Source organism: Pseudomonas sp. 57B-090624, from assembly GCF_003234055.1.
GTDB lineage: Bacteria > Pseudomonadota > Gammaproteobacteria > Pseudomonadales > Pseudomonadaceae > Metapseudomonas > Metapseudomonas tohonis.
In genome coordinates this window covers 22,646-40,819 of the sequence record NZ_QKRU01000034.1, presented here as the reverse complement: position 1 = coordinate 40,819, position 18,174 = coordinate 22,646, and the positions used below count along the sequence as shown (strand labels likewise).

At 65.4% G+C, this 18,174-nt stretch carries 17 protein-coding genes; 8 read left to right on the top strand and 9 right to left on the bottom strand.

Annotated elements, in window-relative coordinates:
- Window positions 1–251 precede the first annotated feature (251 nt).
- Window positions 252–503, top strand: coding sequence for a helix-turn-helix transcriptional regulator (locus DMX10_RS17155; protein ID WP_111262199.1), 252 nt, complete (start codon window positions 252–254; stop codon window positions 501–503).
- The gene (locus DMX10_RS17150) at window positions 503–1,699 is read left to right on the top strand and encodes a type II toxin-antitoxin system HipA family toxin (RefSeq protein WP_111262198.1); all 1,197 of its coding nucleotides are present in this window, start codon (window positions 503–505) and stop codon (window positions 1,697–1,699) included. Before DMX10_RS17155 ends, DMX10_RS17150 begins: the two co-directional genes overlap by 1 nt.
- Window positions 1,700–1,857: 158 nt before the next feature.
- Here the strand turns inward: DMX10_RS17150 and DMX10_RS17145 are convergent, their stop codons facing one another.
- From DMX10_RS17145 to DMX10_RS17135, 3 genes are all read right to left on the bottom strand, one after another.
- Entirely contained in the window at window positions 1,858–2,814 is a 957-nt protein-coding gene (locus DMX10_RS17145; protein ID WP_111262197.1) for a nitronate monooxygenase family protein, read from the bottom strand.
- A 134-nt stretch (window positions 2,815–2,948) separates the two neighbouring features.
- Window positions 2,949–3,194: a hypothetical protein gene (locus DMX10_RS17140; protein WP_111262196.1), complete on the bottom strand. Its 246-nt coding sequence runs from the start codon at window positions 3,192–3,194 to the stop codon at window positions 2,949–2,951.
- Window positions 3,195–3,197: 3 nt separating this feature from the next.
- On the bottom strand, window positions 3,198–3,977 hold the full coding sequence (locus DMX10_RS17135; RefSeq protein WP_111262220.1) for a VacJ family lipoprotein: 780 nt from the start codon (window positions 3,975–3,977) through the stop codon (window positions 3,198–3,200).
- Window positions 3,978–4,116: 139 nt separating this feature from the next.
- Between DMX10_RS17135 and DMX10_RS17130 the strand changes: the two genes are divergently transcribed.
- From DMX10_RS17130 to DMX10_RS17110, 5 genes are all read left to right on the top strand, one after another.
- Window positions 4,117–4,860, top strand: a complete 744-nt coding sequence (locus DMX10_RS17130; protein ID WP_111262195.1) for a response regulator — start codon at window positions 4,117–4,119, stop codon at window positions 4,858–4,860.
- Window positions 4,857–6,185: an ATP-binding protein gene (locus tag DMX10_RS17125; RefSeq protein WP_111262194.1), complete on the top strand. Its 1,329-nt coding sequence runs from the start codon at window positions 4,857–4,859 to the stop codon at window positions 6,183–6,185. The genes DMX10_RS17130 and DMX10_RS17125 overlap by 4 nt, the downstream gene beginning before the upstream one ends.
- A gap of 230 nt (window positions 6,186–6,415) precedes the next feature.
- Window positions 6,416–7,825: an alkaline phosphatase D family protein gene (locus tag DMX10_RS17120; RefSeq protein ID WP_111262193.1), complete on the top strand. Its 1,410-nt coding sequence runs from the start codon at window positions 6,416–6,418 to the stop codon at window positions 7,823–7,825.
- A gap of 74 nt (window positions 7,826–7,899) precedes the next feature.
- The gene (locus tag DMX10_RS17115) at window positions 7,900–8,268 is read left to right on the top strand and encodes a hypothetical protein (protein ID WP_111262192.1); all 369 of its coding nucleotides are present in this window, start codon (window positions 7,900–7,902) and stop codon (window positions 8,266–8,268) included.
- Window positions 8,269–8,407: 139 nt separating this feature from the next.
- A complete protein-coding gene (locus DMX10_RS17110) occupies window positions 8,408–9,394 on the top strand; it encodes a Fic family protein (RefSeq protein WP_111262191.1) in 987 nt (328 codons plus the stop codon).
- 186 nt (window positions 9,395–9,580) lie between these two features.
- Here DMX10_RS17110 and DMX10_RS17105 read toward each other — a convergent pair whose 3' ends face one another.
- From DMX10_RS17105 to DMX10_RS17085, 5 genes are all read right to left on the bottom strand, one after another.
- Window positions 9,581–10,045, bottom strand: coding sequence for a hypothetical protein (locus tag DMX10_RS17105; RefSeq protein WP_111262190.1), 465 nt, complete (start codon window positions 10,043–10,045; stop codon window positions 9,581–9,583).
- Window positions 10,046–10,237: 192 nt separating this feature from the next.
- On the bottom strand, window positions 10,238–12,607 hold the full coding sequence (locus tag DMX10_RS17100) for a TonB-dependent siderophore receptor (protein ID WP_218281326.1): 2,370 nt from the start codon (window positions 12,605–12,607) through the stop codon (window positions 10,238–10,240).
- A 99-nt stretch (window positions 12,608–12,706) separates the two neighbouring features.
- Complete coding sequence (locus DMX10_RS17095; protein WP_146603023.1) at window positions 12,707–13,669, bottom strand: FecR family protein; 963 nt, start codon at window positions 13,667–13,669, stop codon at window positions 12,707–12,709.
- A gap of 54 nt (window positions 13,670–13,723) precedes the next feature.
- Window positions 13,724–14,203, bottom strand: coding sequence for an RNA polymerase sigma factor (locus tag DMX10_RS17090; RefSeq protein WP_111262188.1), 480 nt, complete (start codon window positions 14,201–14,203; stop codon window positions 13,724–13,726).
- Between the two features lie 98 nt (window positions 14,204–14,301).
- Window positions 14,302–16,317, bottom strand: a complete 2,016-nt coding sequence (locus DMX10_RS17085) for a sensor histidine kinase (RefSeq protein ID WP_111262187.1) — start codon at window positions 16,315–16,317, stop codon at window positions 14,302–14,304.
- Between the two features lie 258 nt (window positions 16,318–16,575).
- On the opposite strand from DMX10_RS17085, the gene DMX10_RS17080 reads away from it, so the two are divergent.
- A complete protein-coding gene (locus tag DMX10_RS17080; RefSeq protein ID WP_158545611.1) occupies window positions 16,576–17,262 on the top strand; it encodes a response regulator transcription factor in 687 nt (228 codons plus the stop codon).
- Window positions 17,263–17,273: 11 nt separating this feature from the next.
- On the opposite strand, the gene DMX10_RS17075 is transcribed toward DMX10_RS17080, so the two are convergent.
- Window positions 17,274–17,957 carry a response regulator transcription factor gene (locus tag DMX10_RS17075; RefSeq protein ID WP_111262185.1) on the bottom strand — a complete coding sequence of 228 codons (684 nt, stop codon included), beginning with the start codon at window positions 17,955–17,957 and terminating at the stop codon, window positions 17,274–17,276.
- Window positions 17,958–18,174 lie beyond the last annotated feature (217 nt).

Here is an 18,174-nt window from a genome sequence, read left to right as displayed (position 1 = left end):
GAGATGTAGGTGTAGGTTGGGCCGGGGCACGAGGCCCAACGCGCGGGGTTGAGCGTCACGGCGGTGGCTCATATGAGGTTCCGCAGCCCTGGGATGTCGGGACAGCCGCCGCTGCTCACGCTGACGGCGGTAGTTGGGCCGCCTGAATGACGTCGATCTCGGTGCGTGATCAGGGCGGTGCTGGTTCGCTTTGATCTTTCCATGAGTCAGGTATACGTTACATTCAATACCATTTGTTACGTATATAGAACATGGATCATTCCCTTATCACGGCACGCCTTGGCGAGAAGATCCGGCAGTGCCGCCTGAATCGCGGGCTCACGCAGGCCAGGCTGGCTGAGCTGGCGGGTATCACCCGGCAGAAGGTCATCGCTATCGAGAGAGGCGATTTGTCGGTTGGCATGCTGACCTACGCGCGAGCGCTGGGAGCCATGGACTGTGAGTTCGCGCTGGTACCTGCGGCCATGCCGACGCTGGACGAGATCCAGGGAGTGTTCGCCTGATGACAGCCGTGCTGCGGGTGGCAACGCCGGAGGGCGAGAGTGGGAGGGTGCTCAGCTCCAACGGGGACTATCTGTTTCGCTACCACGAAGAGGCCAGGGCGCAGGCGTCCATCAGCCTGCTCATGCCTGTGCGTGTTGATGAATACCGCTACCGGGAGCTGCACCCCATCTTCCAGATGAACCTGCCGGAAGGCTATGTCCTGGAACAATTGCGCAATCGCCTGGCCAAGATGGTGCGTGTCGATCCCATGTTGCTGCTGGCGCTTTCCGGCAGCAGTTCGCCTATCGGGCGGGTAGCCGTCAGCTCGGATGAGGTCGATGCGCTTCTGCGGCGACAGCAGTTCCCGGGCGAAAGGCTGGAGGAAATCCTGGCTTGGGATGGTACTGAGGATATTTTTGCCAGCCTGGTGGATCGTTACATTCTGCGCGCCGGGATTTCGGGCGTGCAGCCGAAGGTGCTGGTTCCAGAACAGTCGGGCGCAGCTTCACAGCAGCTCACGTCGAAAACCTCCGAACTGATCATCAAGAGTGGCCGAGACGAGTTTCCTGGGCTGGCTATCAACGAGTTCCTCTGCATGTCCGTGGCCAGGGAGGCGGGAATTGTGGTGCCGGAGTTCTACCTGTCCGACAACACCAGGCTGTTCGTCATGCGCCGTTTTGATCGGGACGAGCAACTCGATCCCATCGGCTTCGAAGACATGGCCGCGTTGATGGGCCTGGCTGCAGAGCAGAAGTACAGCAAGAGCTACTCGGCCATCGCCAAGGCCATCCGTCTGTTCTGCTCGCCGGAGCAGGTGCAGGATTCATTGGCGCAGTTGTTCGCGATGGTCAGCTTGAGCTGCATCGTTGGAAATGGTGATGCCCATCTGAAGAACTTCGGACTGCTGTATTCCGACCCTACGCAGCGTGATGCACGGCTGGCGCCTGCCTACGACATCGTCAACACCACGGCCTACATTCCCGAGGACGTACTGGCACTGGAGCTGGTCGGTAACAAGTCACTGCTCGCTTCCAGGCAGGGGTTGCTCGAGTTCGCCAGCGTTTGCGACGTAGCTCGGCCGGAGGAGGTCATTCGTGGGCAACTAGCAGCGCTGGAGCGTGTGCTGGCGCGTTCGACCGAACTGTGTGAGCGGGCGCCGAACGTGGCTGCCGCAATCCGCCTGAATGCTGGGCCGTACATGCAGACCTTCAGCTAGCAGGCTGTTAAAAACTGACGGTGTTGCCGTTGCGGCGCCCTTGGTTACACACGAAGCCAACTCGCCCTATGTGGATGGCTGAGCTCCATCCCACTTCTGGAACACCGGTGGAGTGGATCGAAACCGCCGGCGCCCTATTTGTTTCCGCTGACCAGCAGTCAAATCGGCAGCAGCCGCGCCCTGGCCTCGGCATATTCGCGCTTGAGCTGGGCGATGTACTCCGCCGCCTTCTGCACCTTGTCGATCGGGGCGATGCCCTGGCCGCAGCCCCAGATGTCCTTCCAGGCCTTGGCCTCGCTGCTGCCGAAATTCATCTTGCTCGGGTCGCTCTCGGCGAGGTTGTTCGGGTCCAGCCCCGCCGCCAGGATCGAGGGCTTGAGGTAGTTGCCGTGCACGCCGGTGAAGAGGTTGCTGTAGACGATGTCATCGGAGGAGCACTCGACGATGGCGCGCTTGTAGTTCTCGCTGGCGTTGGCTTCCTCGCAGGCGATGAAGGCCGAGCCGATATAGGCGAAGTCGGCGCCCATGGCCTGGGCGGCGAGGATGGCGCCGCCGGTGGCGATGGCGCCGGAGAGGGCCAGTGGGCCGTCGAACCACTGGCGGATCTCCTGGATCAGCGCGAACGGGCTCTTCACCCCGGCATGGCCGCCGGCACCGGTGGCGACCGCGATCAGGCCGTCGGCGCCTTTCTCCACCGCCTTGCGGGCGAAGGCGTTGTTGATCACGTCATGCAGCACGACGCCGCCATAGGAATGCGCGGCGGCGTAGATGTCCTCGCGGGCACCCAGGGAGGTGATGACGATGGGCACCTTGTACTTCACGCACAACGCCATGTCGTGCTCCAGGCGGTCGTTGCTCTTGTGCACGATCTGGTTGATCGAGAAGGGCGCCGCCGGGTTGTCGGGGTTCGCGCGGTTGTAGGCATCCAGCGTCTCGGTGATCTCCGCCAGCCAGTCCTCCAGCAGCGAGGCGGGGCGCGCGTTGAGTGCCGGCATCGAGCCGACCACGCCGGCCTTGCACTGTTCGATCACGAGTTTCGGGTTGCTGATGATGAACAGCGGCGAGCCGATGACGGGGAAGGGCAAGCGATCCAGCGGGGCGGGGAGCCGGGACATGTGAACTCCATTAGATCCGTTAATGAGAAAGATTCGCAGATTGTGGTGGCGCGCCCCTTCCGGTCAAGCACCGCCTCACGGTTCGGCATGAAGGCCCCCGGGGTTGGCGGGAGTGCAATGCCCGCCTGGCTTCTTCAGGGGCGATACAGCTGCAGCCGACCGCTGTCGATCATCCAGCGGGTGAACTCCGCCAGCGGCACCTGGTAGCTGTACACCACCCGCACGTCGTAGCCGGGGCGATAGTTCTCGAAGTAGTAGCTGAGCACCAGCGCCAGGCCGTCTTCCGACAGGCTCAGGCCCTGCTCGCGGTACTGCAGTTCGTCGGCGTTGCGCTCGATGTCCTGGCGCAGCATCAGAGGGGCCTGGCGCGGGTCGTTCATGGGTTACTCCGCCTGCGTCTTGCAGCCCAGCCACAGGCGGCTGCTGTCCACTTGGCCCGCCCGGCCCTCGGCCACCAACTGTGCGCGCTGCTCGGCGATGTACTCGCGCAGGGCGGCGTAATAGTCGGGGTGTTGCTCCAACTGGTCGGTGAGGGGCAGGGCGGTGGCGCGCTGGTCCACGGTGTCGCCGACCGATTGCGCGGTGTCGATGGCGTCCACCGTGTCGCTGTTGCCGCTGCCGAAGGGCGAGAAAATGAAGTTCGCTACGCGGCCCACGCTGTCGCGGCTGTTGGCCGAGCCCAGCAGCGGCCACTCGACGGTGGGGCCGTTGCCGATGCCCCAGACGCCGAAGGTCTGGCCGAAGTCCGCCTCGTGGTGCGGCAGGCCCATGCGCCCGGCGGTATCGAACACCCCGCCGACGCCGAGAATGGTGTTGAAGGTGAAGCGGCCCAGGGTGTTCATCGCCCGCTGGCCGTTGCCCTGCAGCAGGTCGTTCACCAGCACCTTGGGTTCGGCGAAGTTGGCGGCGAAGTTGTGCACGCCGTCGCGCACCGGCTCCGGCAACCGCGCATAGCCCCGTGCCACGGGGGCCAGGGCGTAATCGTCGACCACCCGGTTGAAGGCGAACACCTTGCGGTTGAGCCCCTCGGCCGGGTCGCTCACACCGGGTGCCAGATCCGCGCAGTCAGCCTGGGTGGTCACCTGGCTGCTGCACCCCACCAGCGGCAACAGGCAGCCGCACAACACCCCGATACGCATCCCGTTTTCGAATCTTTTCTGCATCACCGACATACCGCCTACCTCCCAATGAATGGCGGCGAGGATGGCCTGGCGGCTTTGCTGGAAGATGTCCCGTTGATGCCGGCGTTGAAGGATTGTTGCCCGATTGAAATATATGACCGCCCGGCGCAAATGGTTTTAGATGAGCGACCCCAGCCAACCCGAACCGAGCATCGTGAACAGACTGTTGATCGTGGACGACGATGTGGAAATCCTCGCCCTGCTGAAAAAATTCTTCCTGCAGCACTCCTACGAAGTGGAAGTCGCCACCGACGGCGCCGCCATGTGGGCTGCCATCGCCCGGCAGCGCCCGGACGTGATCGTGCTCGACGTGATGCTCCCCGGGCAGAGCGGCCTCAGCCTGTGCCAGCGGGTGCACGGTGAGCTGGGCATCCCCATCGTCATGCTCACCGCCATGGGCGAATTGAGCGATCGCATCATCGGCCTGGAGCTGGGCGCCGACGACTACCTGACCAAGCCCTTCGACGCCCGTGAGCTGCTGGCCCGCGTGCGCGCCGTGCAGCGCCGCACCGGGGCCGCGGTGAAGGCCGGCGGCGACGAGGCGCGGCCGGTGATCGTCTTCGCCGGCTGGCAGCTGGATGTCGCCCGCCGCGAGCTGCGCTCGCCCGATGGCGTGATGATCCCGCTCTCCGGCGGCGAGTTCGACCTGCTGCTGGTGTTCCTCGAACACCCGGGGCGCATCCTCAGCCGCGAGCAACTGCTCGACCTTTGCCACGGCAACGCCCACGACGCCTTCGACCGCAGCGTCGACGTGCAGGTCAGCCGCCTGCGCCGCAAGATCGAGCCCGACAGCAAGCGCCCGGACATCATCCGCACTGTGCGCAATGGCGGTTACCAGTTCAGCCCCGAGGTCAGCCGCCGATGAACTGGCCGCGCGGCAGCGACACCATCGCCCGCTGGATCGCCCTGACCATCGTCATGGCCATGCTTGCCTCGCTGTTGCTCAACTGGCTGTTCGTGGAGCTGGCCGGCGTCTGGGCGCAGCCCTCCTTGCTCCGCAGCGGGGTGCTGGAGCGGGCGGCGCTCGCCACCCAGATCATCGAGGCCGCCCCCGAGGCCCAGCGTCCGCTGCTGGCCCGGGCCGCCAGCGCGCCGAATTTCTCCGTGCGCTGGGTCGCCGGCCGCAACCAGTTGACTCTGCCGCCGGGCTTTGACGACGGCTTCCAGGACGATAGCGGGCTGATCGAGAAACTGTTCGGCGAGGCCCGCCACCTGGAGGCCTACGACCCCGAGGACTGGCCGCCACCCAATGCCGATCGCCCCTATCAGTTGCTGGTGAAGCTGCATGATGGCAGCTGGCTGGAGTTCTCCGCGCGCTACCGCAGCTGGGGCCTGGACCCGGAGATACGCCTGGGCATCATCGTCGCCCTGGCGCTGGTCGCCTCGCTGGCCGTGGCCTGGGTCGCCACCCGCCGGCTGGCCCGGCCCCTGGAGAGCTTCGCCCATGCCGCGCGGCGCTTCGGCAGCGACTTCCGCGCCCCGCCCATCGAGCCCCTCGGCCCGCGTGAAATCCGCCAGGCCATTCTCGCCTTCAACACCATGCAGGCGCAGATCCGCCATTTCGTCGCCGACCGCTCGCAGATGCTCGCCTCTATCTCCCATGACCTGCGCGCGCCGCTCACGCGCATGCGCTTGCGCGGCGAATTCATCGACGACCCCGAGCAGCAGCGCAAGCTGTTCCGCGACGTGGACGAGATGCAGGGCATGATCAACGCCGCCCTCGACTTCTTCCGCGACGACGCGCGCCTGGAGCCCGCCACCCCCTTCGACCTCGCCGAGCTGCTGCAGACCCTGATCGACGACTACCGCGACCAGGGCATCGACATCCCCTACAGCGGCCCCACCAAACTCGTCTACCTGGGCCGCCCACTGGGGCTCAAGCGCGTCTTCACCAACCTGCTGGAGAACGCCCTGAAGTACGCCCGCGCCCCGGCGATCACGCTCCACACCGACCCGCACGGCATCCTCATCGACATCAGCGACCAGGGCCCCGGCATCCCCGAGCAGCACCTGGAGGAGGTCTTCGAACCCTTCTACCGGCTCGAACCCTCGCGTAATCCCGCATCCGGCGGCGTCGGCCTCGGCCTCTCCGCCGCCCGCGCCATCGCCCGCGAACACGGCGGCGAACTGCACCTGCACAACCGCCCCGAAGGCGGCCTGCGTGCGCGGGTGGAGTTGCCGTGGGGGTGATGGGCGCCGAAGCCCGCTCTTGTAGGTTGGGCTGAGGCACGAAGCCCAACGAGCCAGGCCGAGCCTTGCTCCGTTGGGCCTCGCTAGGCTCGGCGCCAATCTACGGCGCTTAAAGCTCCTATTGCTCCCACCCTTCGCTCTGCTGGCAATGTGCCAATAAGCGGCTATTCCTATATCCAGTGCCTCAACTGGCACACAGTGGTGATGGAATACTTCACAGGGAGCGTGCAATGAAACTGAATTGGCCAAGCGTTGGACCTATTGTCGGAGCGACCGGCCCCGACGAGACACGTGTCTTCATCAGGGCTGGGAAAGAGGTGCTCGGACAGGATCAGCGGCGCTGTTTTGGGGCTTTGCGTTGGCGCCAGGCAGGGAGCGCCGCCTGGTCCTTGCCCATCTTCAACAAGCTCTCTCCTATCTTCGACTTCAGTTGCGTATTCGTGATTCAGGGGCTCGCCCCTGAGACCTTGTACGAGTACCAGGTCGGCTGGTTCTTTGCCGAGGCTGAATTGGCAGGCGTCCAGGCCCTTGCCGGCGATCTGCAATGGCCGGCTCCAGAACCGGATTTCAAACTGAGCTTCACGACGGGCCCATCAGGGAATACAGCCCCGCGCCGCTACATCGTGGGTTCCTGCCGCTATGTACTGCGGCTATTCGGTGGCAACTTCTTTGATGATCGGGGCGACAAAGCCTTCCGTTCTGTTCTGGAGCAGATCGCCGGTGGCCAATCCGTCGATGCATTGTTGATGATCGGCGATCAGATCTACGCGGACGACCTCAAGGGGCTGGCACCGGACCAGACCCTGGATCAATTCCTTGAGCGTTATCGAGCTGTTTTCGCGCAGGAATACATACGCAAGCTCATGGCGAGAGTGCCGACCTACATGATTCTCGATGACCACGAAATCGAGGACAACTGGCCGGTTGAAGCCACGAGCAGTGACCGGACTTCGAAGTACATCTGGGCAATGCATGCCTACCAGATTTACCAGTGCAGCCACAGTCCACTTTTTCCGAGCAACGGCGAGCGTATCGAGGGGACGCTCTCGCATTTCTGGTACAGCTTCCGGGACGGCTGCGCCGACTGGTTTGTCATGGATTCTCGGACCGAGCGGGTACTCGAGGCGGGCGCTCGGAGAATGGTCAACGACGGGCAAATGGGCGCGCTGCTCAAATGGCTGGATGATGGCTCCGGGAACGTCAAGTTCATCGTGACCTCGGTGCCGATGTTCCCCGATATGAAAAGCGACAAGAACGACAAGTGGGATGCATTCCCTGAACAACGCCAGCAGATCCTCGACTTCATTCACAGCAAGCGGATCAGGAAAGTGGTCTTCGTTTCCGGTGATGTGCACTGTTCGTTCACCAGTGAATTGCGCCTGGAAGGAGACGACGACTTCCTCGTGCACCAGATCGTTTCCTCATCGTTCTTCTGGCCTCTGCCGCACATGCGCCAATCAAGCTTCGGTTTTGGTGACGTACTGAAGGGCAAGGGGAACCAGCGCTACGTCGGCGCTCTTACTTCCGAGATGCACTCCAAAGACAACTTCGCGCGTATCGAAGTCGACCAGGCGTCTGCCGTGGTGACGTTCTATGAACGCAAGGGCAATGCGCTTGGAAGCGCCACACTCGCTTTCTAGTTGCCAGACGTGGAAAGGGCCGAGCCAGCCTTTCGGTACATGCGGTTTGTGCTTTTCAACAGCGAGGATTCTTTATGGACGAGCAGATCACCCAGGCAGCGGATGCGTTGGCTTCTACCCCGACGGCGATTGGCACCGCCCGGACAGCTACGTCTCAATCCACCGAGTTGTATGACTTGCTTAAAGTCGTCGTAACCGATGTGAGCCTGTCGACCGATGAGAAGAAGATTCTCATCGACGAACTGCGCAAGAGCACCCCGGCCAGTGACCGCTGGACCTTCCGATGGGCCATCTGGATTCTCGGGGTCGCGGTATTGCTGACCATCCTGGCCCTTTGGAACCTCAGCTTTGTCAACATGGATATTCCGGATGGGCTTGTGGCCATTGGGTCAGCTGCAGCTGGTGGGCTGGCAGGCTTGCTAACCCCCAGCCGACGTGAGTGATTCAACGGCGTGCGGTTGATATGGAGTAGGCGATGACCAGTGCTTGGTTCGTTCTGTAGCGACCCGCCCCTCGGGCTTTTCAATGCTTCAGCTGCTCAGCGCTTTACCCGCAATCCACCGGTGAAATAAGGTGGCCTGCATGAAGCCCTATCACCCCCCACTCACCCTGACACCGCGCATGCTGCAGCTTGTAGCCGATATCGGCGAGCGCGTCGGGAGTTTGGCGATTCAGCAGGACGGCTCACTGGCACCCCAGTTACGTCGTGGCAATCGCATTCGAACCATCCAGGCATCCCTGGCCATCGAAAACAACACGCTGAGCGTCGAGCAGGTGACAGCCGTGCTGGATGGCAAGCGGGTACTTGGCTTGCCGCGGGAAATTCAGGAGGTGCGTAATGCTTTCGCGGCCTACGAGGCCATGGAGCATTGGCAGCCCGGCCAGCGAGCAGACTTGCTCGAGGCTCATCGTGTGTTGATGCAGGGGCTGATCGATGAGCTAGGTCAGTACCGCCAGGGAGGCGTCGGCATCTATCGAGATGGCGAGCTTCTGCACATGGCTCCCCCTGCGGATCGTGTACCAACACTGGTGGGGGATCTGTTGCAGTGGCTATCGAACTGCGAGCTGCATCCCCTGATTGCCAGCTGCGTATTTCATTACGAGTTCGAGTTCATCCACCCGTTCGCGGACGGCAATGGGCGTATCGGCCGGTTGTGGCAGACATTGATCCTGAGCCGCTGGCGGCCGGTACTTGCCTATCTGCCTGTCGAATCGGTTATCCGCGAACAACAGGGCGCTTATTACGCGGCCCTGGCGGCTGCCGACCGAGCGGGGGAGGCAACGCCCTTTGTCGAGTTCATGCTGGCGGCGCTGCATCAGGCGTTGCTCGAAGTGGCTCTGACCGATCAAGTAACCGATCAAGTAACCGATCAAGTAGCGCAACTGCTTCAGGTACTCGCACCGGGTGTCAGCATGAAAACGAGTGAGCTGATGCAGCATCTGCAGTTGAGTCACCGACCGACCTTTACGCAGAACTACCTGAAGCCAGCACTGATGGCGGGTTTGATCGAGATGACCGCCCCGGACTCCCCACGAAGTCCTCAGCAGCGTTATCGCAGAGCTTTCTGATGCAGTAACCCTGGGCTGAAGCCCAGGCTACTGCCCTGTAGGGGCGACTTGAGTCGCCCAGCAGCCCAAAGGGCTGCCGTGGGAGCGGATTCATCCGCGATAAGGCTCGGCCATTGCACGAGGCTCAGCACCCCCTGTTGGGCCTCGCTGCGCTCGGCGCCAACCTACGGCGAGTCGGATGCTTGCCTAGAGCTTGCCGAGGATCGTCTGCAGCCCTTTCTGGTCCGCCTCGCTCACCGTGCCCTCCAGCCCGCAGCTGCTGAACGCCACTTTCCCACCGGTGGCGAGGGTCTTGAACAGGCCGAGGTCCACCATCATCACCACCTTCTCGCTGGAGGTTTCAGCGTCGAGCTGCAGCTCGCCATAGCCTTCGTTGGCGACAGCGCCATCGACCGTCCAGGTGATCATGCCGCAGGGCTCGATGACGGGTTTGTGGGTGCGGTGGACGATCGCCAGCGTGGCGTAGTTGGCCTTGCCGTCCTTGGGTACCACTACCGTGGCGTTGAGCCCGGCGGGGCCTTCGAGTTGGGTGTCGCTGGTCCAGTTCAGCACCGTGCCGCCGAGCATTTCTTCGGCCTGCTCGGTGAGCGTGCCGGCGAAGGCAGGGGTGGCGGCGAGGGTGAGGAGCAGGGCGGAGGTGGTGCGCAGCATGGGGTGATCGTCCGTGGTCGAGGGAGCGGATTGGGACGCGCAGTGTGCGGTGCTGAACGCCGCTGGGGCTAGCTCTTTTGTCGGCGGGTTAGAAGCAAGAGGCCCAACCTGCGGGTTGGATTTCGCAGCGTTGGGCCTCGCTGCGCTCGGCGCCAACCTGCAGGTTGCTCCGTGCGCCATATGCGCTGGGGTTTACCAGCGATAGGCGACGCCGGCCGTGACCTGGCGTTCGGCGCCGTAGAAGGCGGCGTAGGTGTAGCTGAGGTAGTCCTCGTCGGTGAGGTTGGTGACGTTGAGGGTGAGGTCCCAGGGGCCCATGGCGTAGCCGAGCATGGCGTCCACCAGGGTGTAGGAGGGCGCGACGATGCGGGTGCTGAACAGCCCCGGCACTTCGTCCACATAGCGCACGCCGGCGCCGGCGCGCAATTCCCCCGGGCCGACCTGGCCGAAGCGGTAGTCGCCCCAGACGGAGAACATGTTGCGGGGCATGCCGCCGGTCTTCTGGCCTTCATTGCCGCTGTTGCTCTTGGTCACTTCGGCCTGGGTGTAGGCATAGGAGGCGGTGACGCTGGCGTTGCTGCCGATGTCGGCCTTGGCCTCCAGTTCCAGGCCACGGGAGCGTATCTCACCGGTCTGCACCTGGAAGTTGGTGTCCACCGGGTCGGTGGTCAGTACGTTGCTGCGGGTCAGCTGGTACAGCGCGGCGGAGTACAGGGCGTTGCTGCCGGGTGGCTGGTAGCGGATGCCGAGTTCGTATTGCTCGCCTTCGGTGGGGTCGAAGTCCTGGCCGGCACGGCTACGGCCTGCCTGGGGCTCGAAGGATTCGCTGTAGCTGACGAAGGGCGCCAGGCCGTTGTCGGCGAGGTAGACCAGGCCCACGCGCTTGGTGAAGGCGTCGCTGTCCTGGCGTGAGCGGTCGTTGCCGTACAGCGCATCTTCCTTCTGCTTGGCCCAGTCCTGGCGGCCGCCGAGCAGCAGCACCCACCTCTCGTCGAACTTGATCTGGTCCTGCAGGTACACGCCGCTCTGGCGGGTGCGGTTCCTGGAGCTGTACGGCGCAGGGCCCCTGGCGGTGAAGGTGCCGCCGTAGACCGGGTTGAAGACATTCAGCGGGGTCAGGTCGTAGTCGTAGCGGTCGGTCTGCAGGTGGCGATCGCCGTAATCGACGCCGGCCAGAACCGTCTGCTCGACGCGCTGGTGGTGGAAGCGCGCCTCCAGCTGGGTGTCGACGACGAAGTTGCGCGAGTCGTCGACGCGGTCCTGGGCGCCGCGTGCGACGGTGGTCATCTGCGGGTCGATGAAGCTGTCGAGCCACACCGACGGCATCTCGTTTTCCGATTCGAAGTAGCGCAGGTTCTGGCGCACCTTGAGGTCGTCGTTGAAGGCGTGCTCGAAGCGGTAGCCGATGTCCCAGGCGGTGATCACCGATTTGTCGTAGCCCGGCTCACCGGTGAAGGTGTGGCGCGAGATATGGCCGTTGGGGTTGGGCAGCACGGTGCCTTCGGCGGGCAGGCCGTAGACATAGGCGGTGCGGCTCTTCTGGTAGGTGGCCAGCAGGGTGAGGCTGGTGGCGTCGTCCGGTTGCCAGGTGAGGGACGGGGCGATGTAGGTGCGGTCGTCCGGCACGTGGTCGGTGGTGGTGTCGCTTTTGCGCTGCAGGGCGGTGAAGCGGTAGCTGAGGGTGTCGGTGAGGGCGCCGCCGTGGTCGGTGGCCAGTTGGTGGCGGTCGTTGCTGCCGGTTTCGGCCTTGATCTCGTGCAGCTCTTCGCGGGTCGGCAGCTTGCTCACCACATTGATGATGCCGCCCGGCGCGGCCTGGCCGAACAGCACCGAGGAGGCGCCACGCAGCACTTCCACGCGCTCCATGCCGTAGGGCTCCTGGGTGCCGTCGTAGATGTTGCTCATGTAGCGCATGCCGTCGCGGAAGGTGCTGCCGCTGATCTGGAAGCCGCGCAGGACGAAGGTGTCGGTGAGGCGGTCGTCGGCCTCGGTGGCGATCACCCCGGCGGTGTAGCCGAGGACGTCACGCAGGCTCTGGGCATGGATGTCGGTGATCTGGTCGCGGGTCACCACCGAGATGGATTGCGGCGTCTCGATGATCGGCGTGTCGGTCTTGGTGGCGGTGCCGGCGGCCGTGGCCACGTAGCCGCTCACCGGGCCGAAGGCGGACTGCTGGCCGCTGGCGTTGATGTCGATCTGCGACAGGTCGAGGGTGCCGTCGCCGCTCGGGCGTTCCAGGGTGATGCTGCCCGCGCCGTGGCGGAAGCTCAGCCCGCTGCCCAGGAGGAGCAAGCCCATGGCCTGGTCGGCGGTGTAGCGGCCGCGCACTGCGGGGGCCTGGCCGGCGAGCTGCTCCTCGGTGGTGCGCAGCACGGCGATGCCGGTGGTGGCGGTGAATTCACCGAGGGCGTCGAGCAGCGGCTGGCTGGGGATATCGAACTGGAACTGCGGCTGGCGCTGCTCGCTGGCGGCCTCGCTGCTATGGGCCTGCATGGGCGCGGCGAAGGTGGTGAGCAGGGCGCTGGCGAGCAGGGTCCGGGCCAGGCGGTGGCGGTTGGTCATGCGGTGGTTCTCCCCCGGGAATGGCAAATGCGAATGATTCACTGCCGATACAACGGGCGAGACCGGGAAACCCCTCAAGAAATTTTCAGATTTTTTGCATCAGCGATGCAGGACCACCGCCAACCCAGGGATCTGCGTGGTCTTCAGGCCCAGTTCGATGCTCAGGGCGCTGAGCACCGCCTGGGGATCGCTGGTGCGGAAGGTGCCGGAGATGCGCTGGTTGCGCAGGCTATCGTCCAGCAGCACGACGGGCGGGTGGCCGAGGTGGCGGAGGCTGTCGAGCACCTCACCGAGGCGGGTGCGATCGAAGATCAGCAGCCCGCGCTGCCAGGCCAGGGCGCGCTCGCTGTTCACCGTTTCCGGGCCGTGCAGGCCGCTGCCATCGAGGCTGGCCTGCTGGTTGGGGATCAGGGTGACGAGCGAGTCGGCGGCGTTGCCCCGGACCTCCACCCGTCCACGGCTGACCGTGACCCGCTCGCCCTGGCCGCTGGCGTCGACGGCGAAGGCGGTGCCGAGCACCCGGGTGCGGAGCCCCGGGCTTTCCACCACGAAGGGGCGATTGGCGTCGTGGCTGACGTCGAACCAGGCACGGCCGCGCAGCAGGGTGACGCGGCGCTCGCCATCGCTGAAGTGCAGGTCCAGGGCGCTGTCGGCATCCAGCAGCACCTGGCTGCCGTCGGCCAGGGTCAGCTGCTGTTGGGTGCCGGGGGCGCTGGCGTGGTCGGCCGCGTAGCGTTGCAGCAGGCCGGGGTCGCGCCAGAACAGCGTGCCTACCGCCAGGCCGAGCACACAGGCGGCGGCCAGTGCCGGCCAACGCTGGCGTTGCACGGGGCGGCGCCGGTGCCAGCCATCGCCGGCGAGTTGCCGGGCGGGCTCGCCGAGTTTCTGCCAGAGCTGCTCCACCGCCTGGAAGGCTTCGGCGTTGGCCGGGTCGCTGTCCAGCCAGCGGCGGAAGTCCAGGCGTTCGCTCGCCGGCAACTGCGGGTTCTGCAGGCGCACGTACCAGCGGGTCGCCATGTCCTGGCGATCCTGCCGTGCTTGCTGTTCGGGCGAGGTCTTCACTCTGCTTGCGTTCCACGAATCGAGGGGGCTGCCATTACAACGTGCGACACCGGGTCAGCCCTCAGTGCGCTGGCAATGTTGGAGGACGCGAATGATGTCCTTCTCCACCGTGCTCAGGGAAACCCCGAGCCGTTCGGCGATGCTCGCATAGGAGAGGCCATCGAGGCGACTGAGGAGAAAGACCTGCTGGCAACGGCGGGGCAGGCCTTGCAGGCGGCGCAGCAGGTGTTCGAGTTCCTGGTGCGCTTCGGCCTGCTGCTGCAGGTCGAGGCCGTCGCCTTCGTCCTCCGCCTGTTCGCGGGCATGGCGGTTGCGCACCTGGCGCGCCCGCAGGTGGTCCAGGGCAAGGTTCTGCGCCGTGCGGAACAGCAGGCTGCGGTCGCCATCGCCCAGCTCCCGGTCCCAGAGCCGCAGGAAGGTGTCCTGGGCCAGGTCCTCCGCCGTGCTGCGATCGCCGACGATGCGCCGGATCAGCTGCAGCAGCCGGTTCTGTTCACGCAGGTAGAGGGCCAGGAAGGGCGACGGCTTGCTCATGGGTGGGCAGGCAGCGACTCGTTGAAAGGGATTGCGAGATTAATGCGTATGCAATCACTTCTCAATTACATCTTTGTGCGCCGCTCTGCCTTGCGCGTTCAACCGGTGGCGAGGCTCTCGGGCTGCACCGGCAGGCTCAGGCGGAAGCAGATGGGGCCGTCCTTGCCGGTGCTTTCCAGGGCGATCTCGCCACCGTGCAGGGCCGCGATGCGCTTGACCAGGTACAGGCCCAGGCCGGCGCCGGGGGATTGCTGGGCCTGGCTGCCACGGAAGTACTTCTGGAACAGCAGCGGCGCCTGTTCACGGGGGATTTCCGGGCCTTCGTTGACCACGCGGATGTCGAGCATCCCCGCGTCCGCGCGCTCGCGCACGTCGAGGCGGATGACGCTGTCGGCCGGGGCGTGGCGGTCGGCGTTGGCGATCAGGTTGCGCAGGGCGATGCGGGTCAGGCCGGTGTCGCAATGCAGCGTCTGGCGCTGGCTGTGGTACTCGATGCGGGCGCGACCGGGGGGCACGTCGCTGGTGCTGCGCGCCAGCAGCTCGGGCAGGTTCTCTTCGGTGCGGCGCAGCTCGGTGCTGGTCTCGGCCATGCGGTCGTGGTTGAGGTAGTTGTCCACCAGGGTCAGCAGGCGGGTGGTGGATTCGCGGATGTTCTGGCAGCGCTGCTCGTTGCGCTCGGGGGCGCTGCCGAGGTTGCGGGCGATCTGCTGGGCCGAGGTGGCGATGATCGCCAGTGGCGTGCGGAATTCATGGGAGACCATCGCCACGAAGTCGCGCTGCTCCTCGCGGATGCGCTGCTCCTGGCGCAGCAGCTCGCGCAGCTCGCCTTCCAGCTCGGTGCGCCGGCGGATCTCGTCGCGCAGTTCCAGGGTACGGGCGTCGATCTGCCGTTCGAGGTGGGCGTTCTGGTCCTGCAGCACGTGCTTGAGCCTGCTTTCGGCGCGGCTCTTTTCGTCCTTCAGCTTCCGGTAGTGGTTGATGATGCGCATGCTCATCAGCAGCATGTGCAGCAGGGTGCCGAGCGCGGCGGCGTTGTCGGTGGCGAAGGAGGTGGGGACGATGCCGAGGTTGCGCAGGAAGCTGACGATCACCCCGGCGTAGTAGATGCCGAAGATCAGCAGGAACACCCGCGCCGAGGCATGGCCCTGGAACAGCATGCGCACGGCCATGCCGATCAGCAGCGGAATGGTCAGCAAGGAGGCGATCTGCACCAGCGGTGCGCCGGTCTGGTAGTGCCCGGCGAGCACTGCCGTGGCGGAGGCGAGGCCGATGACCACGCTGAGTACCGTGAGCACGCGCCGCAGGTTCACCATGTCCCTGGGCCTCAGCTGGCGCTGGGCGAAGATGAAGCCCAGCGGCAGGCTGGCGGCCAGGCCGCAGCCCAGCATGCGGTCGCTGATGCTCCCGGGGATGCCGAAGACCTGTTGCGGCAGCCCGTAGCTGAGGCTCTCGATGGCGATGCAGCAACTCACGTAGATCAGGTACCAGCCGCTTTCCGGCGCGCGGGTCATGCGCCAGAACACGCTGTGGAAGACGATCAGCGCCAGGTAGATGCCGAAGTACAGGCCCGAGCCCAGGTATTCCACGCGGGTGCGGTCGCCGAACTCGGCGGTGGGCATCAGGCGCACGCTCACCGACATGGCGTTGCGCGCTTCCAGCCGCAGCAGCAGCCAGCGCGGCTGGTCGGGTTGCAGGGTGAGGGCGAAGGAGGGCGTGCGGTAGTCCACCTCCCAGTTCTTGCGGTTGATGGATTCGCCGCCCTGGGCTACCCGGGGTGCGCCGCCCGTCTCGTAGTCGTAGAGGGTCACGCCGTCGATCAGGGCGTTGTTCAGCGTCAGCATCCAGCGCTCGGGTGATTCGGGGCCGGCCTGCACCTGCAGGCGCAGCCAGATCACGCTGCGGGTGAAGCCGGCATTCAGCGCACCGGGCAGCGCCTTCCAGCCTTCGGCCTGCATGGCGCCAGCGGCGTCGAGGCGGCCATCGGGGTCGTCCAGGCGCTCCAGGTAGCCCCGGGTGTCGTGCGTGCGCTCGCCCAGTTGCAGGGTGTCGGCGCCTGCCTGCCAGGGCAGCAGCAGGCACAGGCAGAACAGCAGGAAGTGCAGGGGACGGGTCATCGCTGGGCGCCGGGGCTTTTCGGAAGCCGGGGATTCTAACCGGGCAGCGACGCGATTCGCTGCGCCGCTCAGATTTGCTCGGTTTTGCCGGGGCCTGCGTGGGGTAGGGTGCCGCCGTGTTTCGGGCTTGCGGCCTCCGGAACGCCGTTCGTCAGCAAGGGGCCGCCAGGGTGCATCGCCGTGCAGGAACACAGCCGGGCAAACTCGCCGATATCCGTCCTGCGCATGGCTGGCGGGGCCGCCGCATCGCTCGCGCACATGCGCCTTTTGGTGGTGGAGGCCGCGCCGGACAGCCAGCCGGACCTGTGCCTGCGCCTGCTCGGCAAGGCCGGCTTCGTGACCATGAGCACCGTCGGTGCCCTGCAGGACGCCGAGATCGCCCTGTTCGGGCCGCACATCGTCCTCCTGGAGCTGGAGGGTGAGGGTCGTGCCGGGCTCGAGCTGGCCGCCCGCATCCGAAATCTGTGGCCGGGCATCGGGCTGATCCTGCTCACCGAGCCCGGCCGGCTCGACCAGCGCCTGGCGGGCTACACCCTGGGTGCCGACCACTGCCTGGGCCGCGCCGTGGCGGAAGACGAACTGCTGTCGGCCATGGAAGCGCTGATGCGGCGCCTCGGCATGCAGGCCGCACCGCTGGGCGACTGCTGGGTGATCGACGCGAAACGCCAGGCGCTCAGCGCACCGGACGGCCAGCAACTGGAGCTGAGCCGCAAGGAATGCCGGATCCTGGGGCTGCTGCGTGAAGCGCCGGAACAGACCGCCAACCGCCGCGTGCTGGCCGAAGGGCTGGGCGAGGACTACCTGACCTACGACGAGCGCCGCCTGGAGGCCATCGTCAGTCGCCTGCGCCGCAAGATCGCCGGGCTCGATGGTGCGCCAGCGCCCATCCGCTCGCTGCGCAACCAGGGGTATGCATTCATCGGTCGCCTGCTCTGCGCGGGCTGATCCCGGGCCGCTCAGGCGACGATGCGCACCTTCTCGTAGAAGCAGTAGCCGGTGTTGCGCAGGGTCTTGAGCGGCAGTTCCAGGCCGGCGGCCTGCTCCACGTTACGGCGCAGGCGGCGGATCTGCGTGTCCAGCCGGCGCTGGTCGTAGGTCATGTAGTCCTCGTCGAGGGCGTGGACGATCTCGCGCCGCGAGACGATGTCACCGGCGCGCTGCATCAGGCACTGCAGCACCAGCATGTCCTGGTGCGACAGGCGCAGGCGCTGCTGGTTGGGCGTGCGCAGCTGGCGCGAGGCCAGTTCCAGTTCCCAGCGGGTGCCGCCGCGTTGCAGGCCGAGGCGTCGACGCAGGGCTTCGAGCACCGCCGTCAGTTCCTCGAGGTCGCAGCCCTTGGCCAGGTAGTGGTCGGCGCCCACGCGAAAGCCGGTGACCCGGTGGTCGGTGGAGCCCCGGGCGGTGAAGGCGACGATGCCGAGGGTGCTGCCGCGTTCGCGCAACTGCTGGATCAGATCGAGGCCGTCGCCGTCCGGCAGGCCCAGGTCGATGACCGCGAGGTGGTGGCGCTGCTCGTCGAAGGCCTCGGCGAAGCTCGCCAGGCTGTTCGCCGGGGTCACGCGGTAACCACTTTCACCGAGGAACTCGCTGAGTTCCCGGGCGAGGATCGGTTCGTCTTCGAGCAGGATCAGATCAATCATTCACGGGGTTCGATACGGCATCTTCCCTGGTTCGAATTCCGCTTTACCTACATCCATTCGGTAAAGCGCTGTCCTTCAAGTGACAACATTTCCTGCAGCTTATCGAACCTTCATGGGGATGGAAAAGCACGGATTGGTGCCGCTCCGCTTGCCCGAGCGCAGCGGCAGGGTGCTGTGTGAGGCCCGTTCCAGAGCGCCGCAAGCGATGGATAAAGGG

Bases quoted from the DNA above. Each gene is read 5' to 3' on its own strand.
- DMX10_RS17155 (WP_111262199.1), top strand. From the start codon at position 252: ATGGATCATTCCCTTATCACGGCACGCCTTGGCGAGAAGATCCGGCAG.
- DMX10_RS17150 (WP_111262198.1), top strand. From the start codon at position 503: ATGACAGCCGTGCTGCGGGTGGCAACGCCGGAGGGCGAGAGTGGGAGG.
- DMX10_RS17145 (WP_111262197.1), bottom strand. From the start codon at position 2,814: ATGTCCCGGCTCCCCGCCCCGCTGGATCGCTTGCCCTTCCCCGTCATC.
- DMX10_RS17140 (WP_111262196.1), bottom strand. From the start codon at position 3,194: ATGAACGACCCGCGCCAGGCCCCTCTGATGCTGCGCCAGGACATCGAG.
- DMX10_RS17135 (WP_111262220.1), bottom strand. From the start codon at position 3,977: ATGCAGAAAAGATTCGAAAACGGGATGCGTATCGGGGTGTTGTGCGGC.
- DMX10_RS17130 (WP_111262195.1), top strand. From the start codon at position 4,117: ATGAGCGACCCCAGCCAACCCGAACCGAGCATCGTGAACAGACTGTTG.
- DMX10_RS17125 (WP_111262194.1), top strand. From the start codon at position 4,857: ATGAACTGGCCGCGCGGCAGCGACACCATCGCCCGCTGGATCGCCCTG.
- DMX10_RS17120 (WP_111262193.1), top strand. From the start codon at position 6,416: ATGAAACTGAATTGGCCAAGCGTTGGACCTATTGTCGGAGCGACCGGC.
- DMX10_RS17115 (WP_111262192.1), top strand. From the start codon at position 7,900: ATGGACGAGCAGATCACCCAGGCAGCGGATGCGTTGGCTTCTACCCCG.
- DMX10_RS17110 (WP_111262191.1), top strand. From the start codon at position 8,408: ATGAAGCCCTATCACCCCCCACTCACCCTGACACCGCGCATGCTGCAG.
- DMX10_RS17105 (WP_111262190.1), bottom strand. From the start codon at position 10,045: ATGCTGCGCACCACCTCCGCCCTGCTCCTCACCCTCGCCGCCACCCCT.
- DMX10_RS17100 (WP_218281326.1), bottom strand. From the start codon at position 12,607: ATGACCAACCGCCACCGCCTGGCCCGGACCCTGCTCGCCAGCGCCCTG.
- DMX10_RS17090 (WP_111262188.1), bottom strand. From the start codon at position 14,203: ATGAGCAAGCCGTCGCCCTTCCTGGCCCTCTACCTGCGTGAACAGAAC.
- DMX10_RS17085 (WP_111262187.1), bottom strand. From the start codon at position 16,317: ATGACCCGTCCCCTGCACTTCCTGCTGTTCTGCCTGTGCCTGCTGCTG.
- DMX10_RS17080 (WP_158545611.1), top strand. From the start codon at position 16,576: ATGCGCCTTTTGGTGGTGGAGGCCGCGCCGGACAGCCAGCCGGACCTG.
- DMX10_RS17075 (WP_111262185.1), bottom strand. From the start codon at position 17,957: ATGATTGATCTGATCCTGCTCGAAGACGAACCGATCCTCGCCCGGGAA.